This window comes from Flintibacter faecis (assembly GCF_014287875.1).
Lineage (GTDB): Bacteria > Bacillota > Clostridia > Oscillospirales > Oscillospiraceae > Lawsonibacter > Lawsonibacter faecis_A.
Window position 1 is genome coordinate 303789 of record NZ_JACOPN010000002.1, and the last position, 20700, is coordinate 324488.

Annotated in this window: 23 protein-coding genes, 3 tRNA genes and 1 riboswitch; of the genes, 10 read left to right on the top strand and 16 right to left on the bottom strand. The window is 60.4% G+C overall.

Features of this window, described 5'->3' with window-relative positions; genetic code table 11:
• Positions 1 to 31: 31 nt before the first annotated feature.
• From H8S55_RS04095 to H8S55_RS04120, 6 genes are all read right to left on the bottom strand, one after another.
• Positions 32 to 814, bottom strand: a complete 783-nt coding sequence (locus tag H8S55_RS04095) for a peptidoglycan recognition protein family protein (RefSeq protein ID WP_186877940.1) — start codon at positions 812 to 814, stop codon at positions 32 to 34.
• 181 nt (positions 815 to 995) lie between these two features.
• Positions 996 to 1256: a phage holin family protein gene (locus H8S55_RS04100; RefSeq protein ID WP_186877941.1), complete on the bottom strand. Its 261-nt coding sequence runs from the start codon at positions 1254 to 1256 to the stop codon at positions 996 to 998.
• Positions 1257 to 1290: 34 nt separating this feature from the next.
• Positions 1291 to 1641 (bottom strand): hypothetical protein, encoded by a 351-nt coding sequence (locus H8S55_RS04105; protein WP_147562242.1) that lies wholly within the window; start codon positions 1639 to 1641, stop codon positions 1291 to 1293.
• A 169-nt stretch (positions 1642 to 1810) separates the two neighbouring features.
• Positions 1811 to 2005, bottom strand: a complete 195-nt coding sequence (locus H8S55_RS04110; RefSeq protein ID WP_227144151.1) for a DUF378 domain-containing protein — start codon at positions 2003 to 2005, stop codon at positions 1811 to 1813.
• Between the two features lie 74 nt (positions 2006 to 2079).
• Positions 2080 to 2475, bottom strand: a complete 396-nt coding sequence (gene cdd / locus H8S55_RS04115; protein WP_186877943.1) for a cytidine deaminase — start codon at positions 2473 to 2475, stop codon at positions 2080 to 2082.
• A 103-nt stretch (positions 2476 to 2578) separates the two neighbouring features.
• The gene (locus H8S55_RS04120) at positions 2579 to 3958 is read right to left on the bottom strand and encodes a hypothetical protein (protein WP_186877944.1); all 1380 of its coding nucleotides are present in this window, start codon (positions 3956 to 3958) and stop codon (positions 2579 to 2581) included.
• A gap of 173 nt (positions 3959 to 4131) precedes the next feature.
• Positions 4132 to 4237: riboswitch (TPP riboswitch) on the top strand.
• Between the two features lie 57 nt (positions 4238 to 4294).
• Between H8S55_RS04120 and thiM the strand changes: the two genes are divergently transcribed.
• The 4 genes from thiM to cytX all read left to right on the top strand — a co-directional run bounded on the left by thiM (position 4295) and on the right by cytX (position 7928).
• A complete protein-coding gene (thiM, locus tag H8S55_RS04125; RefSeq protein WP_243200449.1) occupies positions 4295 to 5110 on the top strand; it encodes a hydroxyethylthiazole kinase in 816 nt (271 codons plus the stop codon).
• Positions 5097 to 5744, top strand: coding sequence for a thiamine phosphate synthase (gene thiE / locus H8S55_RS04130; RefSeq protein WP_186877946.1), 648 nt, complete (start codon positions 5097 to 5099; stop codon positions 5742 to 5744). Before thiM ends, thiE begins: the two co-directional genes overlap by 14 nt.
• A gap of 223 nt (positions 5745 to 5967) precedes the next feature.
• Positions 5968 to 6765 (top strand): bifunctional hydroxymethylpyrimidine kinase/phosphomethylpyrimidine kinase, encoded by a 798-nt coding sequence (thiD, locus tag H8S55_RS04135; RefSeq protein WP_186877947.1) that lies wholly within the window; start codon positions 5968 to 5970, stop codon positions 6763 to 6765.
• Complete coding sequence (cytX, locus tag H8S55_RS04140; protein ID WP_186877948.1) at positions 6762 to 7928, top strand: putative hydroxymethylpyrimidine transporter CytX; 1167 nt, start codon at positions 6762 to 6764, stop codon at positions 7926 to 7928. The genes thiD and cytX overlap by 4 nt, the downstream gene beginning before the upstream one ends.
• 454 nt (positions 7929 to 8382) lie before the next feature.
• Here the strand turns inward: cytX and H8S55_RS04145 are convergent.
• From H8S55_RS04145 to H8S55_RS04175, 8 genes are all read right to left on the bottom strand, one after another.
• Positions 8383 to 8474 (bottom strand) — tRNA-Ser (locus H8S55_RS04145).
• Positions 8475 to 8518: 44 nt separating this feature from the next.
• Positions 8519 to 8605 (bottom strand) — tRNA-Ser (locus tag H8S55_RS04150).
• A gap of 173 nt (positions 8606 to 8778) precedes the next feature.
• Positions 8779 to 8865: transfer RNA gene (locus H8S55_RS04155), tRNA-Leu, on the bottom strand.
• Positions 8866 to 9003: 138 nt separating this feature from the next.
• Entirely contained in the window at positions 9004 to 10995 is a 1992-nt protein-coding gene (locus tag H8S55_RS04160; RefSeq protein ID WP_186877949.1) for a fructose-1,6-bisphosphatase, read from the bottom strand.
• Between the two features lie 152 nt (positions 10996 to 11147).
• Positions 11148 to 11405: an EamA family transporter gene (locus H8S55_RS14460; protein ID WP_366467321.1), complete on the bottom strand. Its 258-nt coding sequence runs from the start codon at positions 11403 to 11405 to the stop codon at positions 11148 to 11150.
• Positions 11393 to 11659 (bottom strand): EamA family transporter, encoded by a 267-nt coding sequence (locus H8S55_RS14465; RefSeq protein ID WP_366467324.1) that lies wholly within the window; start codon positions 11657 to 11659, stop codon positions 11393 to 11395. Before H8S55_RS14465 ends, H8S55_RS14460 begins: the two co-directional genes overlap by 13 nt.
• Positions 11660 to 11685: 26 nt before the next feature.
• Complete coding sequence (locus H8S55_RS04170; protein WP_186877995.1) at positions 11686 to 13005, bottom strand: MATE family efflux transporter; 1320 nt, start codon at positions 13003 to 13005, stop codon at positions 11686 to 11688.
• Positions 13006 to 13068: 63 nt separating this feature from the next.
• On the bottom strand, positions 13069 to 13983 hold the full coding sequence (locus H8S55_RS04175) for a DMT family transporter (RefSeq protein ID WP_243200450.1): 915 nt from the start codon (positions 13981 to 13983) through the stop codon (positions 13069 to 13071).
• Positions 13984 to 14056: 73 nt separating this feature from the next.
• Between H8S55_RS04175 and H8S55_RS04180 the strand changes: the two genes are divergently transcribed.
• Positions 14057 to 14653, top strand: coding sequence for a DNA-3-methyladenine glycosylase (locus H8S55_RS04180; RefSeq protein WP_186877950.1), 597 nt, complete (start codon positions 14057 to 14059; stop codon positions 14651 to 14653).
• 5 nt (positions 14654 to 14658) lie between these two features.
• Entirely contained in the window at positions 14659 to 15288 is a 630-nt protein-coding gene (locus tag H8S55_RS04185; protein ID WP_186877951.1) for an HAD family hydrolase, read from the top strand.
• 230 nt (positions 15289 to 15518) lie between these two features.
• Here H8S55_RS04185 and deoC read toward each other — a convergent pair whose 3' ends face one another.
• Complete coding sequence (gene deoC / locus H8S55_RS04190) at positions 15519 to 16166, bottom strand: deoxyribose-phosphate aldolase (protein ID WP_147562231.1); 648 nt, start codon at positions 16164 to 16166, stop codon at positions 15519 to 15521.
• Between the two features lie 172 nt (positions 16167 to 16338).
• Between deoC and H8S55_RS04195 the strand changes: the two genes are divergently transcribed.
• The 3 genes from H8S55_RS04195 to H8S55_RS04205 are packed head-to-tail and all read left to right on the top strand — an operon-like array spanning position 16339 to position 19017.
• Positions 16339 to 17292 (top strand): ABC transporter substrate-binding protein, encoded by a 954-nt coding sequence (locus tag H8S55_RS04195; RefSeq protein WP_186877952.1) that lies wholly within the window; start codon positions 16339 to 16341, stop codon positions 17290 to 17292.
• Entirely contained in the window at positions 17246 to 18265 is a 1020-nt protein-coding gene (locus H8S55_RS04200; protein ID WP_243200451.1) for a FecCD family ABC transporter permease, read from the top strand. The genes H8S55_RS04195 and H8S55_RS04200 overlap by 47 nt, the downstream gene beginning before the upstream one ends.
• Positions 18262 to 19017 (top strand): ABC transporter ATP-binding protein, encoded by a 756-nt coding sequence (locus H8S55_RS04205; protein ID WP_186877953.1) that lies wholly within the window; start codon positions 18262 to 18264, stop codon positions 19015 to 19017. The genes H8S55_RS04200 and H8S55_RS04205 overlap by 4 nt, the downstream gene beginning before the upstream one ends.
• A 77-nt stretch (positions 19018 to 19094) precedes the next feature.
• On the opposite strand, the gene H8S55_RS04210 is transcribed toward H8S55_RS04205, so the two are convergent.
• Positions 19095 to 19730, bottom strand: a complete 636-nt coding sequence (locus tag H8S55_RS04210; protein ID WP_186877954.1) for a hypothetical protein — start codon at positions 19728 to 19730, stop codon at positions 19095 to 19097.
• Between the two features lie 308 nt (positions 19731 to 20038).
• On the opposite strand from H8S55_RS04210, the gene H8S55_RS04215 reads away from it, so the two are divergent.
• On the top strand, positions 20039 to 20443 hold the full coding sequence (locus H8S55_RS04215; RefSeq protein WP_186877955.1) for a PaaI family thioesterase: 405 nt from the start codon (positions 20039 to 20041) through the stop codon (positions 20441 to 20443).
• The last annotated feature ends 257 nt before the right edge of the window (positions 20444 to 20700 follow it).

Here is a 20700-nt window from a genome sequence, read left to right on the forward strand (position 1 = left end):
TCCGCTGTGACCTTCTCCGTTATTGCGCGTTTTAATTGCTCCGCTGGGCCAGGAGCATCAGCGCCGCCTCCTGCCGGGTACACCAGCCCTGGGGCCGGGTGCCGTCGGTGATGCTGGCGGCCTTGGCCTTCTCCAGACCGTCCTTCGCCCAGTCGCTGGGCGGCAGCTTATCCCGTTCTGCCTGGGCGGCGGCCAGCTCCTCCCGGACGATCTGCCGCACCTCCTGTTCCGTCAAATCCCGTTCACCTCCCTGCGCTCTTGCCATTTCCAGAGCTACGTCGGCCCGAAAATCGTCCATGTCCACGCCAAACTTGCCCCACCAGTGCAGCACGTCGGCGTGGTTGGACGCAATGCCCCGCTGATAGCCCTCGCTGTGGCACAGCACCACCCCGTCGGCCAGGGGATTCAGGTTAAATCTCCCGCACAGATAAGCCGTCAGCTCCACGGCTACCTGATAGGTGGCCTGAAAATAGTCCTTGTCGGTCAAGCTGTCCTCGCAAATCTCGAAGGAAATATGGGTATCATTCCCCGACCGCCCGCAGTGCCACCCCCGCATATTCCAGGGCAGGGTCTGATAGACCGCAATAGATCCATCGGCAGCTTTGCCGATCATGGCGTGGACGCAGGCCCCCACGCCGCCCTGGTTCCAGTGCCGGGGGCTGGGTGCGCCCAGCCTCCCGTCGTCCGGGGCGATATACCGCCGGAGCCACGGGTTATTGGCCCCGGTGCTGTGGACCATGACCCCCCGGGGCCGGATGGTCCGGCCCCGAAGGTAACAGTCATTGTGCTTCAGCAGGGCCTTGTACAGCCTCACCGGGCGCCCCCGTTTCCCTCGCCGGAAGACTGGTAATTGACGGCGCAGATGCCGTAGAAAGTGTCGGCGTTCATTTTCATACTTCCTTTCTATAGTCGATAGTGTTCTTTCAGGGATGAGTTAGGAGTGATGAGTGATGAGTGATGAGTTAACTCCTATCTCATCACTCCTAACTTCTAACTCACTTCCCCAGCTGCTTGGCCGCCTGGTTGATGCCTGTGGCCGCCAGGCCGGAGACGATACCCACCGCCAAGGCGGTGAGCGGGTCGTGGGCGGGGAACTCGGGTAGCCCCAGATACAGCCCGGCCACCCCCAGCAGCCCGCCGAACAGGCCGCAGGCGATGGGAATATACCGGTCATTCACACAGGATGCCTTGACAATGAGCCCCACCAGATAGCAGATGACGGTGATGGCCGCCACGCTGGCAATGCCGATCTCCATAGAAAACACCTCCCCTCCTCGCGCCAAAAGCACGTTAATGCTTCAGCGGCAGGCGGTCCACCTGGGCCATGATCACGTCCAGGTCACCGTTGCCGTTTAAGCCGGTGTGATAGGCATCGTGCATCCGGTGCAGCCGCCGCCTGTCGTCAAAGGAAATTTCCCCATCGGCCAGATAGCACTGGCCCAGGTATTGGATGCGGTCCAGCAGGACCACCCGCAGTCCGGCCTGCAGGCCGTTGATCTTTCTCTCCTGCTCCGTCTCCACCCGGGCTACACCCTCCCGCCGCCCCTCCCAGCGCTTCAGCCCCCACTGGATCACATGATCCAGCAGCTTGATGGCCGCCGCCCCCACCCCACCGGTGAGGACCATAGTCCACAGCTCCATTCTATGTATCCCTCCGTCCAAACTTTTCCCGGTCCAAACCCCCGTCCTTCTACCCCTGGTCGCCCCGGGGCATGGAGTTGTACGGTTTTGTCCACCAAACTGGAAAAAATGTGCAAAAAAATTGCCGGACGCAACTGCGCCCGGCTTTTGGCTGGATGAGAAAACTTTATTATTTGCTGTCCCCCAGACGAAACAGCAGGGAGACGCACCACACGGCGGACAGGCCCACCAGGGTATAGACGATCCGGCTGATGAGACTTGCGGAGCCCCCACTGGCGAAGGCCACCAGGTCAAACTGAAACAACCCCACACAGCCCCAGTTGATGCCGCCGATGACCAGCAGCGTCAGGGCGATCTTGTCCATTACCACGCTTGATCCCTCCTTTTCAAGAGCCATTGGGGATAGCTTATCCAAAAGGCGGGAAAATATGCGTATTTTTACTGCAGCGACAATGGCCCAAAGCCGTGGGGCATGAGCTGGCCCAGGGTGGCCGTCTCGAATGCGCCGTCCTCCCGGGCGGCCAGCACCCGCAGCCCGGGGGCAAACTCATACAGCATCTGGCGGCAGGCCCCGCAGGGCCAGCAGAAGTCGCTGCCCCGTCCGGCGATGGCAATGGCCGTCCAGCCCGTGCGCCGCCCCTCGCTCACCGCCTTTAAAAGGGCGGTACGTTCCGCACAGATGGTGGAACCAAAGGCGGCGTTTTCCACATTGCAGCCGGTGAACACGGTCCCGTCATCGCACAACAGCGCTGCGCCCACGGGGAAGTGGGAGTAAGGCACATAGGAGAATTCCTGCATTTTGATGGCCCGGGCCACCAGCTCCTGGTCGGTCATAGGGGTCAGCCTCCTTTAAATAAGAAATTGTATGTTATTCAATCCAAAGCTTCATATAATCGCCCTCTTGATATCCTCGTTTTCCTGCTTCTTCTTTTTTCAATTACTTCAGTATCTGATAGCTCATCATAAAAAGAATAACCATCAGACCTAAAAATATCTTGCCCAGTTTCTGATACATCGTTGTTGCCGGACTCATGAGTGGGTTCCAGGTTTCCTCTGTGCCAGGCATATTGTTTTTATTGCTCCAATTTTCTCCAGTTATCTTCTGGGCATAGAGACGATTGGATGCATAAGAGAGCATTTCCTTGGCGGCTTCTGCCTCGTGTTCTGACAATTTAAGGGTCCTGCCATCTGCGAAAGAGAGCATTTTCCATTTGCCTGCTTTCTTTCTCGGGGAGGCCCATCCGCTGATGTCTGTGAGAAGCGGAAGATAGTAAACACCGGCGGCGTCCTGTTCGTCAATGATAAAATGATGAGTGACCGTGAACGATCTGTTGCTGGAAACTGGCTGCATGAGAAAATATTCCGTACAGAAAAGCTCTCTGATCTGCTTGCGCTGTCCCCATGCATCGAAGCAGGAAAGTGTCCGCATGACCGGACCAATGGCGATAAGAACGACAAACCCTGCGCCTGTCAGCAGCAAAAAGACTGCGTATATCATAATCGACGAGTAATCACTGAAAGGCGATGCCGCTTCCCGAAGCATCACTCCACAAAGCGGAATCACCAACGCAGCTTCCAGCAGGGAAATCCCACGAAAAATGGCATTCTGGCAAAACAGATAATAAAAGCTGACAAAGGTATCAGCATTCTGCCCACTATGGTAGCGAAGCGGAATTCGCATAAGAAAAAGTTCAGACAAAAGGCCGACAAGCAGCACCACTTCCTTGCATACAAGGATATAAATTCCATACATCCATATATAGAGCCAGGTTCTGCGGGAGCCATAAAGGGCCAGTAAATCTCCGGTCTCCGCATTTTCCAGAACACTATTCAGGATATTTTCCCCGAAAAACAGGTGATAACCGATGCCCAATATCAGTATGATCCATGCAATATAATCAGGAATGCAGGACAGCACCCAGCGTTTGCGGCTGCCGTGTTCATGCCTCCTTTGTCGTAAGAGCCCGATTCCCCATAGAATCGGATAAAGAAATACAATAAGAAGCAGCGCAAGATTCGTTTGTGGCTGTATTGCCGTTATAAGCAGGCTCAGGCGTTTGGCCTGTGAAGCTATGCTCTGCAGATTCGGTACATGCGCAAAAATTGATAGCATCGACACGAAAATTACTGCAAAGACTCCTGGTATCGCCATCAGACTGAATGTTTCCGCTTTTGACTTGCGCTTCACCAGATTATATAGGTCGTTAAGATACAGACCTGCACTCAGATAAAGAAGTATCATTGTAAGCCAAAAGTCTGGTAAATAATCGGCATCCACCGTATATAATTGAAAGAAATCCAAGAGCGCCTCTATCATTTTTCACTCTTCTCCCTATTGAGATTTATCCTGTTTATTCTTACGGAAACACCCTTGTTCATAGTCATTAAAAATGTATCCTTTACAAATCGGAATTTCTGCTTTTAAGCATACCCCACGGGAGAAAAACTTGCAATCTTCTTTTTTTCGGATTATAATGATAGCCACAATTTATGTGTAACCAAGGGAGCTCGCAAACGGGCTGAGAGGAAGCTGTGCGCTTCGACCTGCGACCTGATTTGGGTAATGCCAACGTAGGGAGAGATGGATCTATCTGTGCCGCAGGCCGTCTTTTCTGTCAGACGTCCGGCGGCTTTTCTTTTGGAGGGAACGCTTTTGAACCTTAGCGAATATCTGTCCCGGGTCCGGCAGCAGGCCCCGGTGATCCACGCCATTTCCAACTATGTCACGGCCAACGACGTGGCCAATGTCCTGCTGGCCTGCGGGGCCAGCCCCATTATGGCCGACGACCCGGAGGAGGCGGTATACATCACCCGTCTGTCCGCTGCCCTGGCGCTGAATCTGGGCACCCTCAGCCGCCGCCGGGTGTCGGCCATGCTGGCGGCAGGAGAGGAGTCCGGTCGTCTGGGCCGCCCTATCCTGCTGGACCCGGTGGGGGCGGGAGCCAGCCCCATGCGCACCGACACCGCCCGGATGCTGCTCCATCGCCTGCCCGTCACGGCCCTGCGCTGCAACGCCTCTGAGCTGCGGGCCCTGCTGTCCGGGACCCACACCCATCGTGGGGTGGACGCCGACCGCCAGCAGGCGGGCAGTCTTTCTGAGCAGATTGTCTTTGTGAAGGGGGCCGCCCGGCAGCTGGGCTGTCTGGTGGCCGTCACCGGGGAGACGGACCTGGTGAGCGATGGGGATATCTGCTTTGTCATCCGCAACGGCCGCCCGGAGATGAGCCGGGTGACGGGGACCGGCTGTCAGCTCTCCGCCCTGTGCGCCGCCTTTCTGGCTGCCGACCCGGACCGGTCTGTCTATGCCCTGGCCGCCGCCGTGTGCGCCATGGGCCTGGCGGGAGAGATCGCCTGGGGGCACATGACCCCGCACGACGGAAACGCCGCCTATCGCAGCCGCATCATTGATGCCGTCTATCATCTGGACGGCGAGACACTGAATAAAGGAGCGCGCTATGAACTTGGATAAAAATTCTCTGCTGCTCTACGCCGTGACGGACCGGAGCTGGCTAAAGGGCCAGACCCTGGCTCAACAGGTGGAGCAGGCCCTGCTGGGCGGGGCCACTATGGTCCAGCTGCGGGAGAAGCAGCTGGACCTCCCCCATCTCCGCCGGGAGGCTTTGGATATCCAGGCCCTGTGCCGCCGGTATGGGGCACCCTTCCTCATCAACGACAACGTGGACCTGGCCCTGGAGATCGGGGCCGACGGGGTCCATGTGGGGCAGGAGGACATGGAGGCCGGGCTGGTCCGGCAGAAGCTGGGGCCCGGTAAGATTTTGGGCGTGTCCGCCCACTCCCCGGAGGAGGCCCTGCGGGCCCAGGCCGCCGGGGCAGACTATCTGGGAGCGGGATCCGTGTTCCACACGGGGACCAAGACCGACGTGTCCACCCTGTCCTGTGATACCCTGGGGGACATCTGCGCCGCCGTCCACATCCCCGTGGTGGCCATCGGCGGCATCAATGAAGACAACATTCTCCGGCTCAAGGGCACCGGCATCGCCGGAGCCGCCGTGGTCTCCGCCCTCTTCGCCCAGCCCGATGTTCAAGCCGCCGCCCGACATATGAGAACGCTGGCGGAGAGAGTTAGGAGTGGAGAGAGTTAGGAGTTAGGAAGTAGGAAGTAGGAGTGATGAGTTGCGCCGAACTTCTAACTCATCACTTCTAACTCATCACTCCTAACTCATCACTCCTAACTCATCACTCCTAACTCATCCCTGTTAAAAAAACGGCAGCGCCGTTTTTTTAATGCGACGGCTTGGGGGCACCACCTGCCGCCGCACAATAAAACTTCAATGTGTTTTTCAACAAAGAAAGGAGAAAACCCACATGAAAACAGCATTGACGATCGCTGGAAGCGACTCCAGCGGAGGCGCCGGAATTCAGGCAGATATCAAGACCATGACAGCAAACGGTGTCTACGCCACCAGCGCCATCACGGCCCTGACTGCCCAGAACACCACCGGCGTCTATGGCATTCTGGAATCCACCCCCGAATTTCTGGCCAATCAGCTGGACTGCATCTTCACGGACATCTTCCCCGATGCGGTGAAAACGGGCATGGTGTCCTCCACCGCCCTCATCGCCGTCATTGCAGATAAGCTGCGGCAATACGGGGCGCGGAACATCGTGGTGGACCCGGTGATGGTGGCCACCAGCGGGGCCCGGCTCATCTCGGAGGAGGCGGTGGATGCCCTGAAGGAGAAGCTCCTCCCCCTGGCCACCCTGCTCACCCCCAACATCCCTGAGGCGGAGGTTCTGTCCGGCATGACCATTGAAAACGCCGCCGACATGGAAAAGGCCGCCCGGGCCATCAGTGAACAATATGGCTGCGCCGTGCTGTGCAAGGGCGGCCACCAGATCAGCGATGCCGATGACCTGCTGTGGCGGGAGGATGCCGGAGTCTGGTTCCGGGGCCGCCGCATCCAGAACAATAACACCCACGGCACCGGCTGCACCCTGTCCAGCGCCATTGCGTCCAATCTGGCCAAGGGCTATGATCTGGACCAGTCCGTCCGTCGGGCCAAAGCGTATATCTCCGGCGCTCTGGCCGCCATGCTGGATCTTGGGCACGGCTCCGGCCCCATGGACCACATGTTTGACCTGCGGGGGGAGTTTGTCCGGTGAAAAAGACCTCTACCCTGCAAAACGGCCTGATCTGGTTCGGCGCAGGCGTCTCCCTGGCCGAAATTCTCACAGGCACTTCCTTCGCCTCCCTTGGACTGAGCCAGGGCCTGGCGGCCATTTTCCTGGGCCACATCATCGGCTGCGCCATGATGCTCCTGGCGGGCCTGATCGGCGGGCGCACGGGGCGCACCGCCATGGAGACGGTGAAAATGAGCTTCGGCCAGCGGGGCGGGCTGCTGTTCGCCCTGCTGAATGTGCTGCAGCTGGTGGGCTGGACGGCCATCATGATCTATGACGGGGCCCTGGCCGTCGGCGGCATCTTCGATGTGGGCCGATGGGTGTGGTGTCTGGTCATCGGGGCCCTCATCGTCCTGTGGATCGCCGTGGGCATCACCGACCTGGGCTGGATCAACAAGCTGACCATGGCGGCCCTGTTCCTGCTGACTTTGGTGCTGTGCAAGGTCATCTTCTTCTCCGGCAATGCCGTCACCGCCGCCGGGGAGGCCATGTCCTTCGGCGCAGCGGTGGAGCTGGCGGTGGCCATGCCCCTGAGCTGGCTGCCCCTCATCAGCGACTATACCAGCCAGGCCCAAAAGCCCGCCCGGGCCACCTGGGTCAGCGTCATCGTCTATGGCCTGGTGTCCTGCTGGATGTATGTCATCGGCATGGGGGCCGCCATGTTCACCGGGGAGTATGACATCGCCGTCATCATGGTAAAGGCGGGGCTGGGCGTGGCCGCCCTGGTCATCCTGGTCTTTTCCACCGTCACTACTACATTCCTGGATGCCTGGTCCGCCGGTATCTCTGCCGAGTCCCTGTCCCGCAGGCTGGACGGGAAAAAGACGGCCATCGCTGTGACCCTTGTGGGTGTTGTGGGAGCCATTCTGTTCCCCATGGACGACATCACCGGGTTTCTCTATCTCATCGGCTCGGTGTTCGCCCCCATGATCGCCGTGCAGATCGCCGACCACTTCATCCTGCACCGGGACCGGTTCGACGTGCCGGCCGACGGACGGAACCTGGTCATCTGGCTCATCGGCTTTGCCGCCTATCGCTGGCTGATGGGCGTGGACACCCCCGTGGGCTACACCCTGCCCGACATGGTGCTCACCGTGGTCCTGTGCCTGCTGGCGGACAAGCTGCTGCCTAAAGATCAGGGCTGAGCCTATCAATCAAAAAACCAGAACGGAGCCTTTTTAAAATCAGGTTCCGTTCTGGTTTTTTAAATAAATAAGTCGGAGCAAGCGATACAAAGCTTGCTCTCAGCGTGTCGATAAACCCTTTTCTGTCATTCCGAGGAGCGCAGCGACGTGGGAATCCGTAACCAAAAAGTCGGAAATGCGCTGATACTCGTGAGTTTTGGAAACGGATTGCCACGTCGGCCCGTTGGGCCTCCTCGCAATGACAGGCTTTTTTGACAGTCTGGGAGCAAGCGATACAAAGCTTGCTCTGACGTGTCAGGCGGCGTTCATTCGGATATTCTTACTTTCTATTCCCCGTCTCCTCAAACTGCAAACCAGCGTAAGCGTTTGCGGTTTGAAAAGGAGGAGCAGCGGCGTGAGTGCGCTCCGACTTATAAAATAAGTCGGAGCAAGCGATGCAAAGCTTGCTCCGACTTGGCGCAGAAGGAGGGATTCGAACCCTCGCACGGATTTCTCCGTCTACTCCCTTAGCAGGGGAGCCCCTTATAGCCACTTGGGTACTTCTGCATGGCTACAGACAAATGCGCTTGTATGAACTTTTGAGATAAAAGTGGCGGAGAGAGTGGGATTCGAACCCACGGCTCTTGCGAGTCACCGGTTTTCAAGACCGGCTCCTTAAACCACTCGGACATCTCTCCTCATCTTTCTAATCAGAGGACATTTGTTATCATAGCATGTTTCTGACAGGATGTCAATACATTTTAAAAAATAACCGGGCCTTTTTGCCTCTGGCCGGAGCCTCTCAGCCGTGAGCCATATCATTCGCAGGATATAAAAACTCGTCGCAAGCGGAAATACGCTTGCGACGAGTTGGTGCGGCTGACGGGAGTCGAACCCGTACGCCCATACGGACACAAGCACCTCAAGCTTGCCAGTCTACCAATTCCAGCACAGCCGCATCGATTTAACATCGATTTCATATTATAAAGGGTACTTTCCCATTTGTCAATGAATTTTTTTCGCCATGGGAAATTAACCTGCTCCCAGCTGCGCCCGGTATAGGCGAAACCGTCTATACCGGGCGCTTTTTTCTGCCTTATTCTTTGTGGTCCTCTGTCACCGCACCGGAGCGATAGGCCTCCAGCAGGCGGCGCAGGTCGTCGGCCTGACGCTTCAGCTCCAGGCCGATGTCCGTCTCGGCGATCTTCACCCGGTTCTCCATCCGCTCGAAAATCACACTGTCGTTGGCGATATCATGGTTGTGGAGAATGGCCTCCTCCCGCCCGGCAAAGGGCTGGTGAGACACAATGCGGATGTTCTTGGAGTTATAGATCAGGGTATACCCGGCGATGCCCGAGGTGGGCTGATAGGCCTTGCAGAAGCCGCCGTCGATGACGATCAGCTTGCCGCCGCCCTTGATGGGGCTCTCCCCCTTCTTGGTCTTCACGGGGATATGTCCGTTGATGATGTGGCAGTGGGGCCCCTCCAGACCGAACTCCTTTAAAATAGCCTCGCACACGGCGGGGTCGTTGTACAGGGTATAATAGCTGTTTTTGGGCTCGGTCCAGGCGCTCTCGTCGGCGATGAGCCGCCGCTCGAAGGTGGTCATCCGGTCCCGGCCAAAGATGGGGCTGTTCCGCCCCGCCCACAGCCACCACAAAAAGTCCATGCCGAACTGCCGCTCGGCAGAGCCGGGCTTGTCGTAATAGGCCCGGCGGGCAGTGGTCTGGGCATAGTCCAAAAATTCCCGGCCGGCGCGCTTTTTGCCCCCGATGGTAAAGGACATCAGCTCCCCCTCCGCCGTCATGGGGATGCAGCCGTGGAAGAGCAGGTTGCCGTTGAACACCTTATACAGCCCGCCCTTGGAATAGAGGAAGCGAATGTGCTTTTGCAGCTTTTCGCTGCGCTGGAAGGAGGCGGTGAGCTGGTCGATGACCTGACTCTCCTCCGCTGTCAGGGCATAGGGGTCGGTTGGGTCCACAGTGGGGAAGTCGCAGTCCTCCAGGGGATATGTCTTGTCCCCGATGGTCACGGTCTTGCCGGCATAGTCGATCTTATCCAGCAGCAGCCGGTCGTTCATGCCGAACTCCGGGCAGCGCATGACCTTCTGCCCCTCCAGCTTGAAAAGGATGACGGTGATGGCCTTGTGCATCCGGGCAGAGAGCAGCTTGTCCTTCTCGGTATACTGGTCGGCATCCGCCCCGGTGAGCTTTACGGCAAACCGGTGGGTGTCGCAGTCCTTATACACCTCGTTGGCGAAGATGGACAGGGGGCGCAGAGAGATGCCATAGCCCGTCTCGATGACCTCCAGGTTGTTATAGTGGATAGAATTGGCCAGCACGGTGGCTACCAGGGTGCGGGAGCCGGAGGCGGCGCCCATCCACAGAATATCGTGGTTGCCCCACTGGATATCCACGCTGTGATAGCCGCGCAGGGCATCCATGACGATGTCCGCCCGGGGGCCCCGGTCGAAGATATCGCCCACAATGTGCAGCCGGTCCACCGCCATGCGCTTGATGACTCCGCATACGGCGATGATAAAGCCGGGGGCCTGGTCGATGTCGATGATGGTGTTAATGATGTTCTCGTAATAGTCCCGCTTGTCCGCCTCGTCATAGTTGACGTGGAGCAGCTCGTCGATGATATAGGCATAGTCCCGGGGCAGGGCCTTTCTCACCTTGGACCGGGTGTAGACCGAGGCGGCCCAGCGGCACACCTCGATGAGCCGGTGGAGGGTGATGCGATACCACTCCTTCAGGTCATCCCCCTGGGCGGTGATCAGCTTCAGCTTCTCTTCCGGGTAATAGATGAGGGTGGCCAGCTGATCCCGCTCCGCCCGGGTCATGGTGGTGCCGAACAGCTCGTCCAGCTTCTCCTTCACCACGCCGGAGCAGGAGTTCAGGATATGTAAAAATGCCTCATACTCCCCGTGGATATCAGAGATAAAGTGCTCTGTCCCCTTGGGCAGGCCCAGAATGGCCTGGAGATTGATGATCTCGGTGCTGGCCGCCTGCACCGTGGGGTATTGTTTGGCCAGCAGCTGCAGATATTGCAGCTCCTGGGGCTGAAATGTGCTCTTCGTGTTCAAAAAAAGCGCCTCCTTTTCAGGTCTGTGCGGGCAGCTCCGCCCGCTGAAAAACAGGTTTTGCTGTCTTTTATTGTACACGAGTGTCCCATAAAAATACAGAGGAAAACAGGAAGGAAGATATGCAGAAGTTGCCCACTTGTCCGCCGCGGCGGTCAGCCCCTGTTATTCTTCCTCCCGGGCCGCCGCTGCGACAGGACCAGCCCCGCCAAGGTGATCATCGTGCCCGCGGCGATGGCCGGGGTGACGGGCTCATGGAGGATCAGGGCGGAGGCGGCCACAGTGATGACGGGCGCACCGTAGATATATGCGCTGGTCTTCACGGCCCCCAAAATGCCAACGGCAAAGTTCCAGCTGGCAAAGCAGGCCGCCGAGGCCCCCAGGCCCAGAAACAGCAGATTCAGCAGATACACCGGGTGGTCTGCAGCACGGGATGGCCATAGCCGCTGATGACCCGGGTCAGAAAGGTCAGCTCCTGCCGCCATGTGGTGCCCTTGATCCGTTTTGGGCAGACCGCTGTCAGCGCCGCCAATCCTAATACAAACCGGAAAAACAGGATCTCCACCGGCTGAAACCCGGTGAGCAGTACCTTGGTGGAAATGAAGGTGGTCCCCCAGAGAATCACCGTGAAAACAGCGGCCAGGTGACCCAAGGTCTTTCCGTGCATGATTTTCTCTCCCCTAACGTCTTTTGTCAGTTTTCTTCCTGCGTCTTTAACGGCAGCAGGGTCTTTCTCCGCTTCAAAAACAGAGTCAGGGTGGCGGCGGAGGCCAAAAAGTCGGCCACCGGCTCGGCGGCATACAGCCCCATCACGCTGCCGCTGAGCCAGGGCAGCAGGACGGCCAGGGGCACCAGCAGGATGATCTTGCGCAGCAGGGCCAGAAACAGGCTGGTCTTGGCCTGGCCCAAAGCCATAAAGGTGGACTGACAGGCCACCTGGGCCCCAAAGGCCCACACACCCCCAAAGAACAGGGGCATCACCCGGCCCACCAGGGTGACAAGCTGGGGGTCGTCGTTGAACATCAGCGCCACGGCGGCGGGGAACAGGGCCACCAGCAGGAAGGCCGCCGTGGTCACCGTCATGGTCACCGCCAGCAGACGGCGGAACACCGCCCGCACCCGGGCATAGTTCTTGGCCCCATAGTTATAGCTCATAATGGGCTGCACCCCGGTGGTGATGCCGTGGCTGGGCATCACGATGACCTGCATCACGCTCTGCAGGATGGTGATGCTGGCCACATACAGGTCCCCGCCGTATTTCTGCGCCCCCACGTTCAGCACCACCGTCACCAGGCTCTCGGTGGACTGCATGATGAAGGGGGCCACGCCCAGGGCGGCGATTTTGCCCATTACACGGGGACGGAAGCCCAGGTGTTCCCGGCGGATGTGCAGGCCGGACCGGCCCGAGCACAAAAAGCCCACCACCCACACGGCGCTGACGGCCTGGGACAAAATGGTGGCCAGGGCCGCACCCTTCACCCCCATGCGGAATACAAAGAGGAACAGCGGGTCCAGCAGGATATTCAGCACCGCCCCGATGAGTACCGAGCACATGGCCGGCATGGCCTTTCCCTGGGCGCTGATAAAGGTGTTCAGGCCCAGGGAAAGCTGTACAAAGATCGTCCCCAGCAGATAGATGGTCAGATAGTCGGTGGCATAGCCGATGGTGTCCGCCGATGCGCCGAAGGCCAGCAGCAATGGCCGCTGAAATACAGAAAAGCCTAGCGTGAGGACCAGGGCCATGGTCACCAGCATGGACACGGCGCTGCCCAGAATGGCCTCTGCCCCCTTCCGGTCCCCCGCTCCCAGGCGGATGGATGCCAGGGGGGCGCCCCCCATGCCCGCAAAGGCGGAAAAGGCGGAGATCAGGGTGAGGATGGGAAAGGTCACCCCCACGCCGGTGAGGGCCGTTTTTCCCACCACGGCGATGTGGCCGATATAGATCCGGTCCACGATGTTATACAGCACGTTGATAAGCTGGGCAGCCACAGCGGGGGCGGCCAGACGGAGCATCAGCGGGCCGATGGGCGCACTGGCCAGCGCCTGCTCATTTTGAAAGGTCCGGGCCACAGCAGATCATCCTCCTTCTTCACAGGTCTTGCATTGGTCCGGTTTTTTTCTCAAAAAACCGAACTTGGTCTCCGAACAGAGCACCGCCACAAAAATCAGGCCAAAGCCCGCCAGCAGCCGCCCGGTGACGGGGTCACCGTAGAACATCACGGAGGACAGCACGCCGAACACCGACTCCAACGACAGGATAACTGAGGCGGAGGCGGGGTCGGACCACCGCTGGCCCACATTTTGGAACAGCAGCGCCACCGTGGTGGCCATCACACACAGATAGACCATGGGCCACAGCAGCTCCCGCTGCAGAAGAAGGCCCATATCAAAGCGCTCCGTGGGCAGGCTGAACAGCCAGCTGTACAGCCCGGCAAAGGCAAACTGAAATACGGTGAGCAGGGTGATGTCCTTCCCGGGGGCCAGCTTCTCCACCGACACGATGTGGGCGGCATAGAACACGGCGCACAGCAGGGTGATCAGGTCCCCGGCGTTGATGGACAGCCGATCATTCAAAGATACCAGCCCCACCCCCGCCACGCACAAAAGGGCGGCGGCGATATTATATCGGTCAGGCCGCTTGCGGACCACCGCCCAGGTGAAAAAGGGCACCAGCACACAGTACACCGCCGTGAGAAAGGCGTTTTTTGACGGAGTGGTCATGGACAGGCCAAAAGTCTGGACGGAATAGGCGATGAACAGCATCCCGCCCACAATGGCCCCCCGCCACAGATAGTCCGGGGTGAATTTTTTCCATCGTCCGCCGCATAGGGCCGCCAGCAGGATCCCCCCCACCGTAAACCGGACGGCCAGCAGACGAAATACAGGGATGATGTCCAGGGCGTTCTTCATAATGAAGAAGGAGGTGCCCCAGATGATGGCGGTGGCAAACAGCATGGGCTTTGCCAGCAGTTTCATGGTCTTGGAAGACATAAGATCAACTCCGAATTGCAAAGTATGAGAAAGGTATGCTATGATATCAGGGAAACGAGGGGAGGCGGGACGTTTGCAACTGCTCACACGGGAATTTTATGCCCGGGACACCCTGACGGTGGCCCGGGCGCTGCTGGGACAGCACATCGTCCGCAAGCTGCCGGATGGAACCCAGCTGGTGTGCCGCATCACAGAGACAGAGGCCTATATCGGCCCCATCGACAAGGCCTGCCACGCCTACGGCGGGCGGCGCACCCCCCGCACCCAGACGCTGTATGCCCGGCCGGGGACGGCCTATCTCTATTTGATCTACGGCATGTACCACTGCCTGAACTTCGTCACCGAGCCGGAGGGCACCCCCTGCGCGGTGCTCATCCGGGGGGCGAAGGCAGTGAAAAACGAGGATATTATAGCAGAAAACCGCTTTGGGCGCAAGGCGGACCGTCTCACCGCTTATCAGCGAAAAAATTTTTTAAACGGCCCGGGCAAGCTGTGCCGGGGGTTCATGCTCACCCGGGAGCAGAACGGCCTGGACCTCACCGACCCGGCCGGCCCGCTTACCGTCTGCGCCGGCCCCCCGCCGCAGCAGGTTTTTACCGGGGAGCGCATCGGCATCGACTACGCCCAGGAGGCGGCCCGCTTCCCCTGGCGGTTCTGGACGGAGGAATAACCGATATGTACTTTTTTGACTTAGACGGCACCCTGCTGGATTCCAACGGCATCTGGCTGGACATCGACCGGGACTTTCTGGCCATGCACGGGATATCCCCCGTGCCCGAGGATTACACGGAATATGTGACCCACCACTCCTTCCCGGAGGCGGCGGCCTACACCAGGCGGCGGTTCGGCCTGGACATACCAGAGGAGGATATCTGCCAGGCGTGGCTGGATATGGCTTTAGAGGCCTATTCCCATCAGCTGCCCCTGAAGCCCGGGGCTGGGGAATATGTCCGCCGTGCCCACGCCCGGGGGGAGCACTGCGCCCTGCTGTCCTCCTGTATGCCGGAGCTGTGCCGGGCCGCCCTGGCCCGCCACGGCCTGACAGACTGCTTTTCCCACATCCTGACCGCGGCGGAATTAGGGCTGGAAAAACGGGACCCCGCCCTCTACCGCCGGGCGGCAGAGATATGCGGGGTCCCGAATGGGGACTGCGTTCTCTTTGACGACTCCCCCCTGGCCTGCGCCGCCGCCCGGAAAGCGGGCTGGCGGGTATACGGCGTGGCCGACCCCATCTTTGCACATAACGGGGCAGAAATGGGGAAAGTCTGTCATGTGTACCCGTTTGAATTTGAAAAAGAACTGTAGGGGCCGCTGTCCCCAGCGGCCCGCCGATGGCCGTTGCGCCCACTGGGCACCTTCCCCCAGGGGAAGGCGATGGGGCCTGTTGGCTGCGCACCACTCGGCTCCCTTGTGAAAGGGAGCTGGCACGGCGAAGCCGTGACTGAGGGATTCCCGCACAACAGTTCCCAGCCCTTCGGCGTTCCCCTCATCCGCCCCCTGCGGGGGCACCTTCCCCCAGGGGAAGGCTTTGGGGGTCACGCCTCCATCAGCCCCACCAGCGCGCTGGCTCCGATCCGATCCGCCCCTGCATCCAGCATGGCCTGGGCCTGTTCAAAGGTGCGGATACCCCCGGCGGCCTTGATGCGCACGTCGGGACCGATGTTGGCCCGGAACAGGGCCACGTCCTCCACAGTGGCCCCGCCGGTGGAAAAGCCGGTGGAGGTCTTGATAAAGTCCGCCCCGGCCAGGGTGACGATCTGGCAGACCTTCACCTTCTCCTCCCGGGTCAGCTGACAGGCCTCCACGATGACCTTCAGGATGCGGCCCCGGCAGGAGGCCTTCACGGCCTTTATCTCCGCCAGCACCCCGTCCCAGTCCCCGGCCTTCACCAGGCCCAGAGAAATGACCATGTCGATCTCATCGGCGCCGCCGCGGATGGCATCCTCCGTCTCAAAGACCTTGGTCTCGGTGCTGTTATAGCCGTTGGGAAAGCCGATGACGGTGCAGATCTTCAGGTCGTTGCCCACATAGTCCCCCGCCCGCTTCACAAATCGGGGCGGGATACACACCGAGGCGGTGTGATACTTCAGCCCCTCATCGCACAAACTCTTCACCTGTTCCCAGGTGGCGGTGGTGGTCAGCAGGGTATGGTCCACCCGGTTCAAAATGGCTTGCTTATCCATTTTCTGATACACTCCTTGCGCCGTCTGCCCAGGCAGACGGTCCATTTTTTGATACCCTATTTTATCCCCTTTTCCCCGCCCTTGTCCAGTCAGAAAAGACGGGATACCAATTCCCTCCCCGGCGTGGTATGATAGGATAGATTTGATTTTGGAAAGGAACGAACACCCAGCCGTGAAACAACGCATTTTCTGTATCCTGACGATTCTGTGCCTGACTCTGGCCGCCTGTGCCCCCACTGCCCCGGCGGGGAACGGATCGGAGCAGACTCAGTCCGTCTCCTTCACCGACGACTTGGGCCGCACCGTCACGGCGGAATCCCCCCGGCGGGTGGCCGCCCTCATCGGCAGCTTTGCCGATCTGTGGCAGCTGGCCGGTGGAGCGGACGCCCTGGTGGCGGCGGCGGACGATGCCTGGACCAGCTTTGACCTGAATTTAGACGAGGACGTAGTCCGTCTGGGCGGCGTAAAGCAGATCAATTTAGAGCAGCTGGCCGCCGCCCAGCCCGACCTGGTCCTGGCCAGCAGCAATACCGCCGCCCAGGTGGAACTGCTGCCCGCCCTGGAACAGCTGGGGCTGAAGGTGGCCTATTTCAAGGTGGCGGAGTTTCAGGACTATCTCCACATGCTGGACCTGTGCACCCAGCTCACCGGGGATACGGACCGGTTTGCCCAGTATGGCCTTGGGGTGGAACGTCAGGTTCAGGCGGCCCGGGACCGGGCGGACGGCTCCGCCCCCACCGCCCTGTACATCCGGGCCACCGGGGCGGGGTGCAAGGTGAAGAACAGCCGGGACAGCGTCCTGGGCGAGATGCTCCGGGACCTGGGCTGCGTGAACATCGCCGACAGCGACGAGACCCTGCTGGAGCAGCTGAGCTTAGAGCGCATTCTGCAGCTGGACCCGGATTTCATTTTTGTGGTGATGCAGGGAGCGGACAAGTCCGAAGCCCAGCGTGCTTTGGACCACACGCTGCTGGCAAACCCCGCCTGGCAGAGCCTGACGGCGGTGCAGCAGGGACGCTATTATGTGATGGACGACCGGCTTTATAACCTAAAGCCCAACGCCCGGTGGGGAGAGGCCTATGAGCACTTGGCAGATATCCTATATCCCGATGCCGGCCAGGCATAAGCGGACGCTGCTGCTTCTGGCGGGGCTGACGGTGCTGGCGGCGGCGCTCAGTCTGGCGGCGGGGCCGGTGGTCCTGTCCCCTGGGGAGCTGTGGGCGGCCCTTATGGGACGCAGCTGCGGAACGGCGGGAACCATCCTTCTCCATATTCGCCTGCCCCGCACCTGCGCCTGTCTGCTGGCGGGGGCGGCGCTGGCCGTGTCCGGGGCTATCATTCAAAGTGTGCTGGCCAACCCCCTGGCCGCTCCCAACATCATCGGGGTAAATGCCGGGGCGGGGCTGATGGTGGCTCTGGCCTGTGCCCTGGCTCCCACGGCCCTGGCCCTCACCCCGGTGCTGGCCTTTTTGGGAGCCATGGCGGGGGTGCTGCTGGTGCTGGCCATCGCCCGGCGCACCGGGGCCTCCCGGCTGACGGTGGCCCTGGCCGGGGTGGCGGTGTCCAGTGTGTTCAACGCCGGAATAGATGCGGTGGTCACCTTTGTCCCGGATACGCTGAACAGCTACGCCGACTTTCGGGTGGGCAGTCTGGCCAATCTGACCCTGGACCGCATCCTCCCGGCGGGGGCGCTGATCCTGATCGCCCTGCTTTTAGCCCTGACGCTGGCCGGCGAGATGGACGTACTGCTGCTGGGGGAGGACGTGGCCCGCTCTCTCGGCCTGAACGCCGGGCGCAGCCGGACGGTCCTGCTGGCGGTGGCGGCGGCCCTGGCCGGGGCGGCGGTGAGCTTTGCGGGGCTGCTGGGCTTTGTGGGGCTCATCGTCCCCCACATGGCCCGCCGCCTGGTGGGGGAAGACAGCCGCCCCCTGCTGGTGGCTTCGGCTCTGGGCGGGGCGGCCCTGCTCACCGGGTGCGACCTGCTGTCCCGGCTGCTCTTCGCCCCCTACGAGCTGCCCGTGGGCATCGTCTTATCCCTGGGGGGCGGCCCCTTCTTTTTGTGGCTGCTGCTGAAACAGAGAGGGGGGCGGACACCATGATGGAGCTCAGGCAACTGCGGGCGGGCTATGGCGAACATATGGTCCTGGATGGCATCGACCTGGCTCTGCGCCCCGGGGAGGTGCTGGCTCTGCTGGGCCCTAACGGCAGCGGCAAAAGCACTCTGATCCGGGCAGCTCTGGGTCTGCTGCCCCTGGCCGGGGGGCAGGTGCTGATCGACGGGGCGGACGCTGCGGCGCTCACCCCCCGTCAGCGGGCCCAAAAAGCCGCCTATCTGCCCCAGACCCGGCCGGTGCCCAACATCACCGCCCTGCGCATGGTGCTCCACGGACGCTTTCCCCATTTGACCTATCCCCGGCGCTTCCGGCAGGAGGACTATGCCGCCGCCATGGCGGCTTTGGAGCAGGCGGATGCGGCCTGTCTGGCCCGGCGGTCCATGCCGGAGCTGTCCGGCGGTCAGCGCCAGCGGGTCTATCTGGCCATGGCCCTGGCCCAGGACGCACCCACCCTCTTTCTGGACGAGCCCACCGCATTTCTGGACGTGTCCCACCAGCTGGAGGTGGGGCGCTTGGCCGGGCAGCTGGCCCGGCAGGGCAAGGCAGTGGTATTGGTCCTGCATGACCTGCCCCTAGCCCTGAGCACGGCGGACCGGCTGGCCGTGCTGAAGGGAGGCCGGCTGCTGGCCGTGGACGGGCCGGAAGCGCTCTGCGCCGACGGAATTTTAAACTCGGTGTTCGGCATAGAGCTGGGTCGGGTCATGACGGACCGGGGCTGGCGGTATTATTACTTATAACAACAAAAATATACGGCGGCCCCGTGGTGGGGGCCGCCGTCTGGGAACTCTGGGCTTTTGCGCAAGCTTGTCGGCCCTCAGGCCAGGGTCAGCGCCTCGATCTGATAGCCAAACAGGTTGTCGGCAGGCCGGAGCACCGCCCGGAACCCGGTGAGCACGCTGTCGTCCACGGAGTAGACCAGGCTGCCGGACAGGACCAGCTTATCCCGCTCCACGCTGGAGCGATCCAGCCGGATCTCGGCCAGGTTATCGTCGCCGCACACCACCCGGAAGCTGTCCTGATCGGCCAGATAGGTCATCCGGTCCGCCAGTTCCTCCGGCAGGGTGTTCAGGTCCACCGGGCCGCCGGGGAGGGCGACGGAGAAGTCCAGCACAGTCTCGGCGGGAACCGTCAGCAGGCCATCGCCGCTGTCCGCCCGCTCGTCCAGCTGACCATAGAGGGAGAGCATGTTATAAACCGTCTCCCACCGGCCCTGCTCACTAGTCAGGGCATCGTCCCCCAGGTGCAGCAGGGTGAGCAGTCCGGCGTGGAGGGCGGGCGTCATGGACTCCACTGCCCCCGTCTCGGCGGGGATAGAGCCGGGCACAAAGACGGTCTCGTCCCCGGCGGGCAGGGCAATCTCCCCGCCGTTCACGGCCATGGCCGCAAAGGGGATGGACACCGCCAGCACAGCGGCGGCAGTCAGGGTCAGCAGCATTTTTTTCAATTTCATGTGGGGGACCTCCTTCCGCAAGGGATCGGGTGATATTCTTTCATCTTGACTATAGTATAGCACCCCGGCCGTGTTACCTTCTTATCGGAATCGTTACGAGATGGTAGCAAAAGAGTTACAGAATTGTTTCCGTCTTCACCGAGATCCCCTGTCATTTTATGCCGTGAACAGATCGGACATTCCATCCAGGCGCAAAAAAGATGAACGGCTGCGGCGGGCTGCATCCTGCACGCTTTCCGTTGACCCCGGTGCGCCTATGGGGTACAATATACTGCAAACACACATCTGCAAGGGAAAGGAGCACACCTATGCATCCCGAAGAGTACAATGTCTCCATCATTCGATTGGTCAACTCCCCCCACCAATTCGCCTTTGAAAACGGCATCGTCATCACCGATGTTGGCCCGGGCTATGCCAAGGGAGAGCTCACCGTGGGCCCGGACAGCATCAACCCTCATGGCAACGTCCACGGCGGGGCCCTGTCCACCCTGGCGGACACGGTGGGCGGCTGCTGCGCCTGCTCTAAGGGGGGCACCTGCGTCACCTCCGGCTGCTCCATCGAATACCTCCGCCCGGCAAACGGCAGCAAAATTTACTGTACCGCCACCCCCAAAAAGCTGGGCCGCACCCTGTCGGTGGTAGCCCTGGAGATGACCAACGACCAGGGGGCGGTGGTGGCCACCGCCACCTATACCTTCTTCATGCTGCACTAAGTCCCTCTGCCCGGTGGAAAACAAACGTTTTTTCCGCATATTCCCGCATATTTTTGTTTCCGCCGGAATAGCGTTGACAGGGACGGTCTGGTGTGGTAAACTGGTCAGACTTTAAGGGAGTAGTCGGCGCGCCGCGCGGCCCGGTCAACATTCTGGAGAAGATGCCTCTCCTGGCCGGGTCTGAAACGATGAGACTTATCTGTCCTACGGGACAGGTAGGTCTTTTTTCGTGTCCGACCAATGTAGGAGGAGATTTA

Coding starts and splice junctions, on each gene's coding strand:
- H8S55_RS04100 (WP_186877941.1), bottom strand. CDS start 1,256: ATGGAGATCGGCATTGCCAGCGTGGCGGCCATCACCGTCATCTGCTAT.
- H8S55_RS04105 (WP_147562242.1), bottom strand. CDS start 1,641: ATGGAGCTGTGGACTATGGTCCTCACCGGTGGGGTGGGGGCGGCGGCC.
- H8S55_RS04110 (WP_227144151.1), bottom strand. CDS start 2,005: ATGGACAAGATCGCCCTGACGCTGCTGGTCATCGGCGGCATCAACTGG.
- cdd (WP_186877943.1), bottom strand. CDS start 2,475: ATGACCGACCAGGAGCTGGTGGCCCGGGCCATCAAAATGCAGGAATTC.
- H8S55_RS04120 (WP_186877944.1), bottom strand. CDS start 3,958: ATGATAGAGGCGCTCTTGGATTTCTTTCAATTATATACGGTGGATGCC.
- thiE (WP_186877946.1), top strand. CDS start 5,097: ATGAACTTGGATAAAAATTCTCTGCTGCTCTACGCCGTGACGGACCGG.
- thiD (WP_186877947.1), top strand. CDS start 5,968: ATGAAAACAGCATTGACGATCGCTGGAAGCGACTCCAGCGGAGGCGCC.
- H8S55_RS14465 (WP_366467324.1), bottom strand. CDS start 11,659: ATGCACGGAAAGACCTTGGGTCACCTGGCCGCTGTTTTCACGGTGATT.
- H8S55_RS04170 (WP_186877995.1), bottom strand. CDS start 13,005: ATGCTCCGTCTGGCCGCCCCCGCTGTGGCTGCCCAGCTTATCAACGTG.
- H8S55_RS04175 (WP_243200450.1), bottom strand. CDS start 13,983: ATGTCTTCCAAGACCATGAAACTGCTGGCAAAGCCCATGCTGTTTGCC.
- H8S55_RS04185 (WP_186877951.1), top strand. CDS start 14,659: ATGTACTTTTTTGACTTAGACGGCACCCTGCTGGATTCCAACGGCATC.
- deoC (WP_147562231.1), bottom strand. CDS start 16,166: ATGGATAAGCAAGCCATTTTGAACCGGGTGGACCATACCCTGCTGACC.
- H8S55_RS04200 (WP_243200451.1), top strand. CDS start 17,246: ATGAGCACTTGGCAGATATCCTATATCCCGATGCCGGCCAGGCATAAG.
- H8S55_RS04205 (WP_186877953.1), top strand. CDS start 18,262: ATGATGGAGCTCAGGCAACTGCGGGCGGGCTATGGCGAACATATGGTC.
- H8S55_RS04210 (WP_186877954.1), bottom strand. CDS start 19,730: ATGAAATTGAAAAAAATGCTGCTGACCCTGACTGCCGCCGCTGTGCTG.
- H8S55_RS04215 (WP_186877955.1), top strand. CDS start 20,039: ATGCATCCCGAAGAGTACAATGTCTCCATCATTCGATTGGTCAACTCC.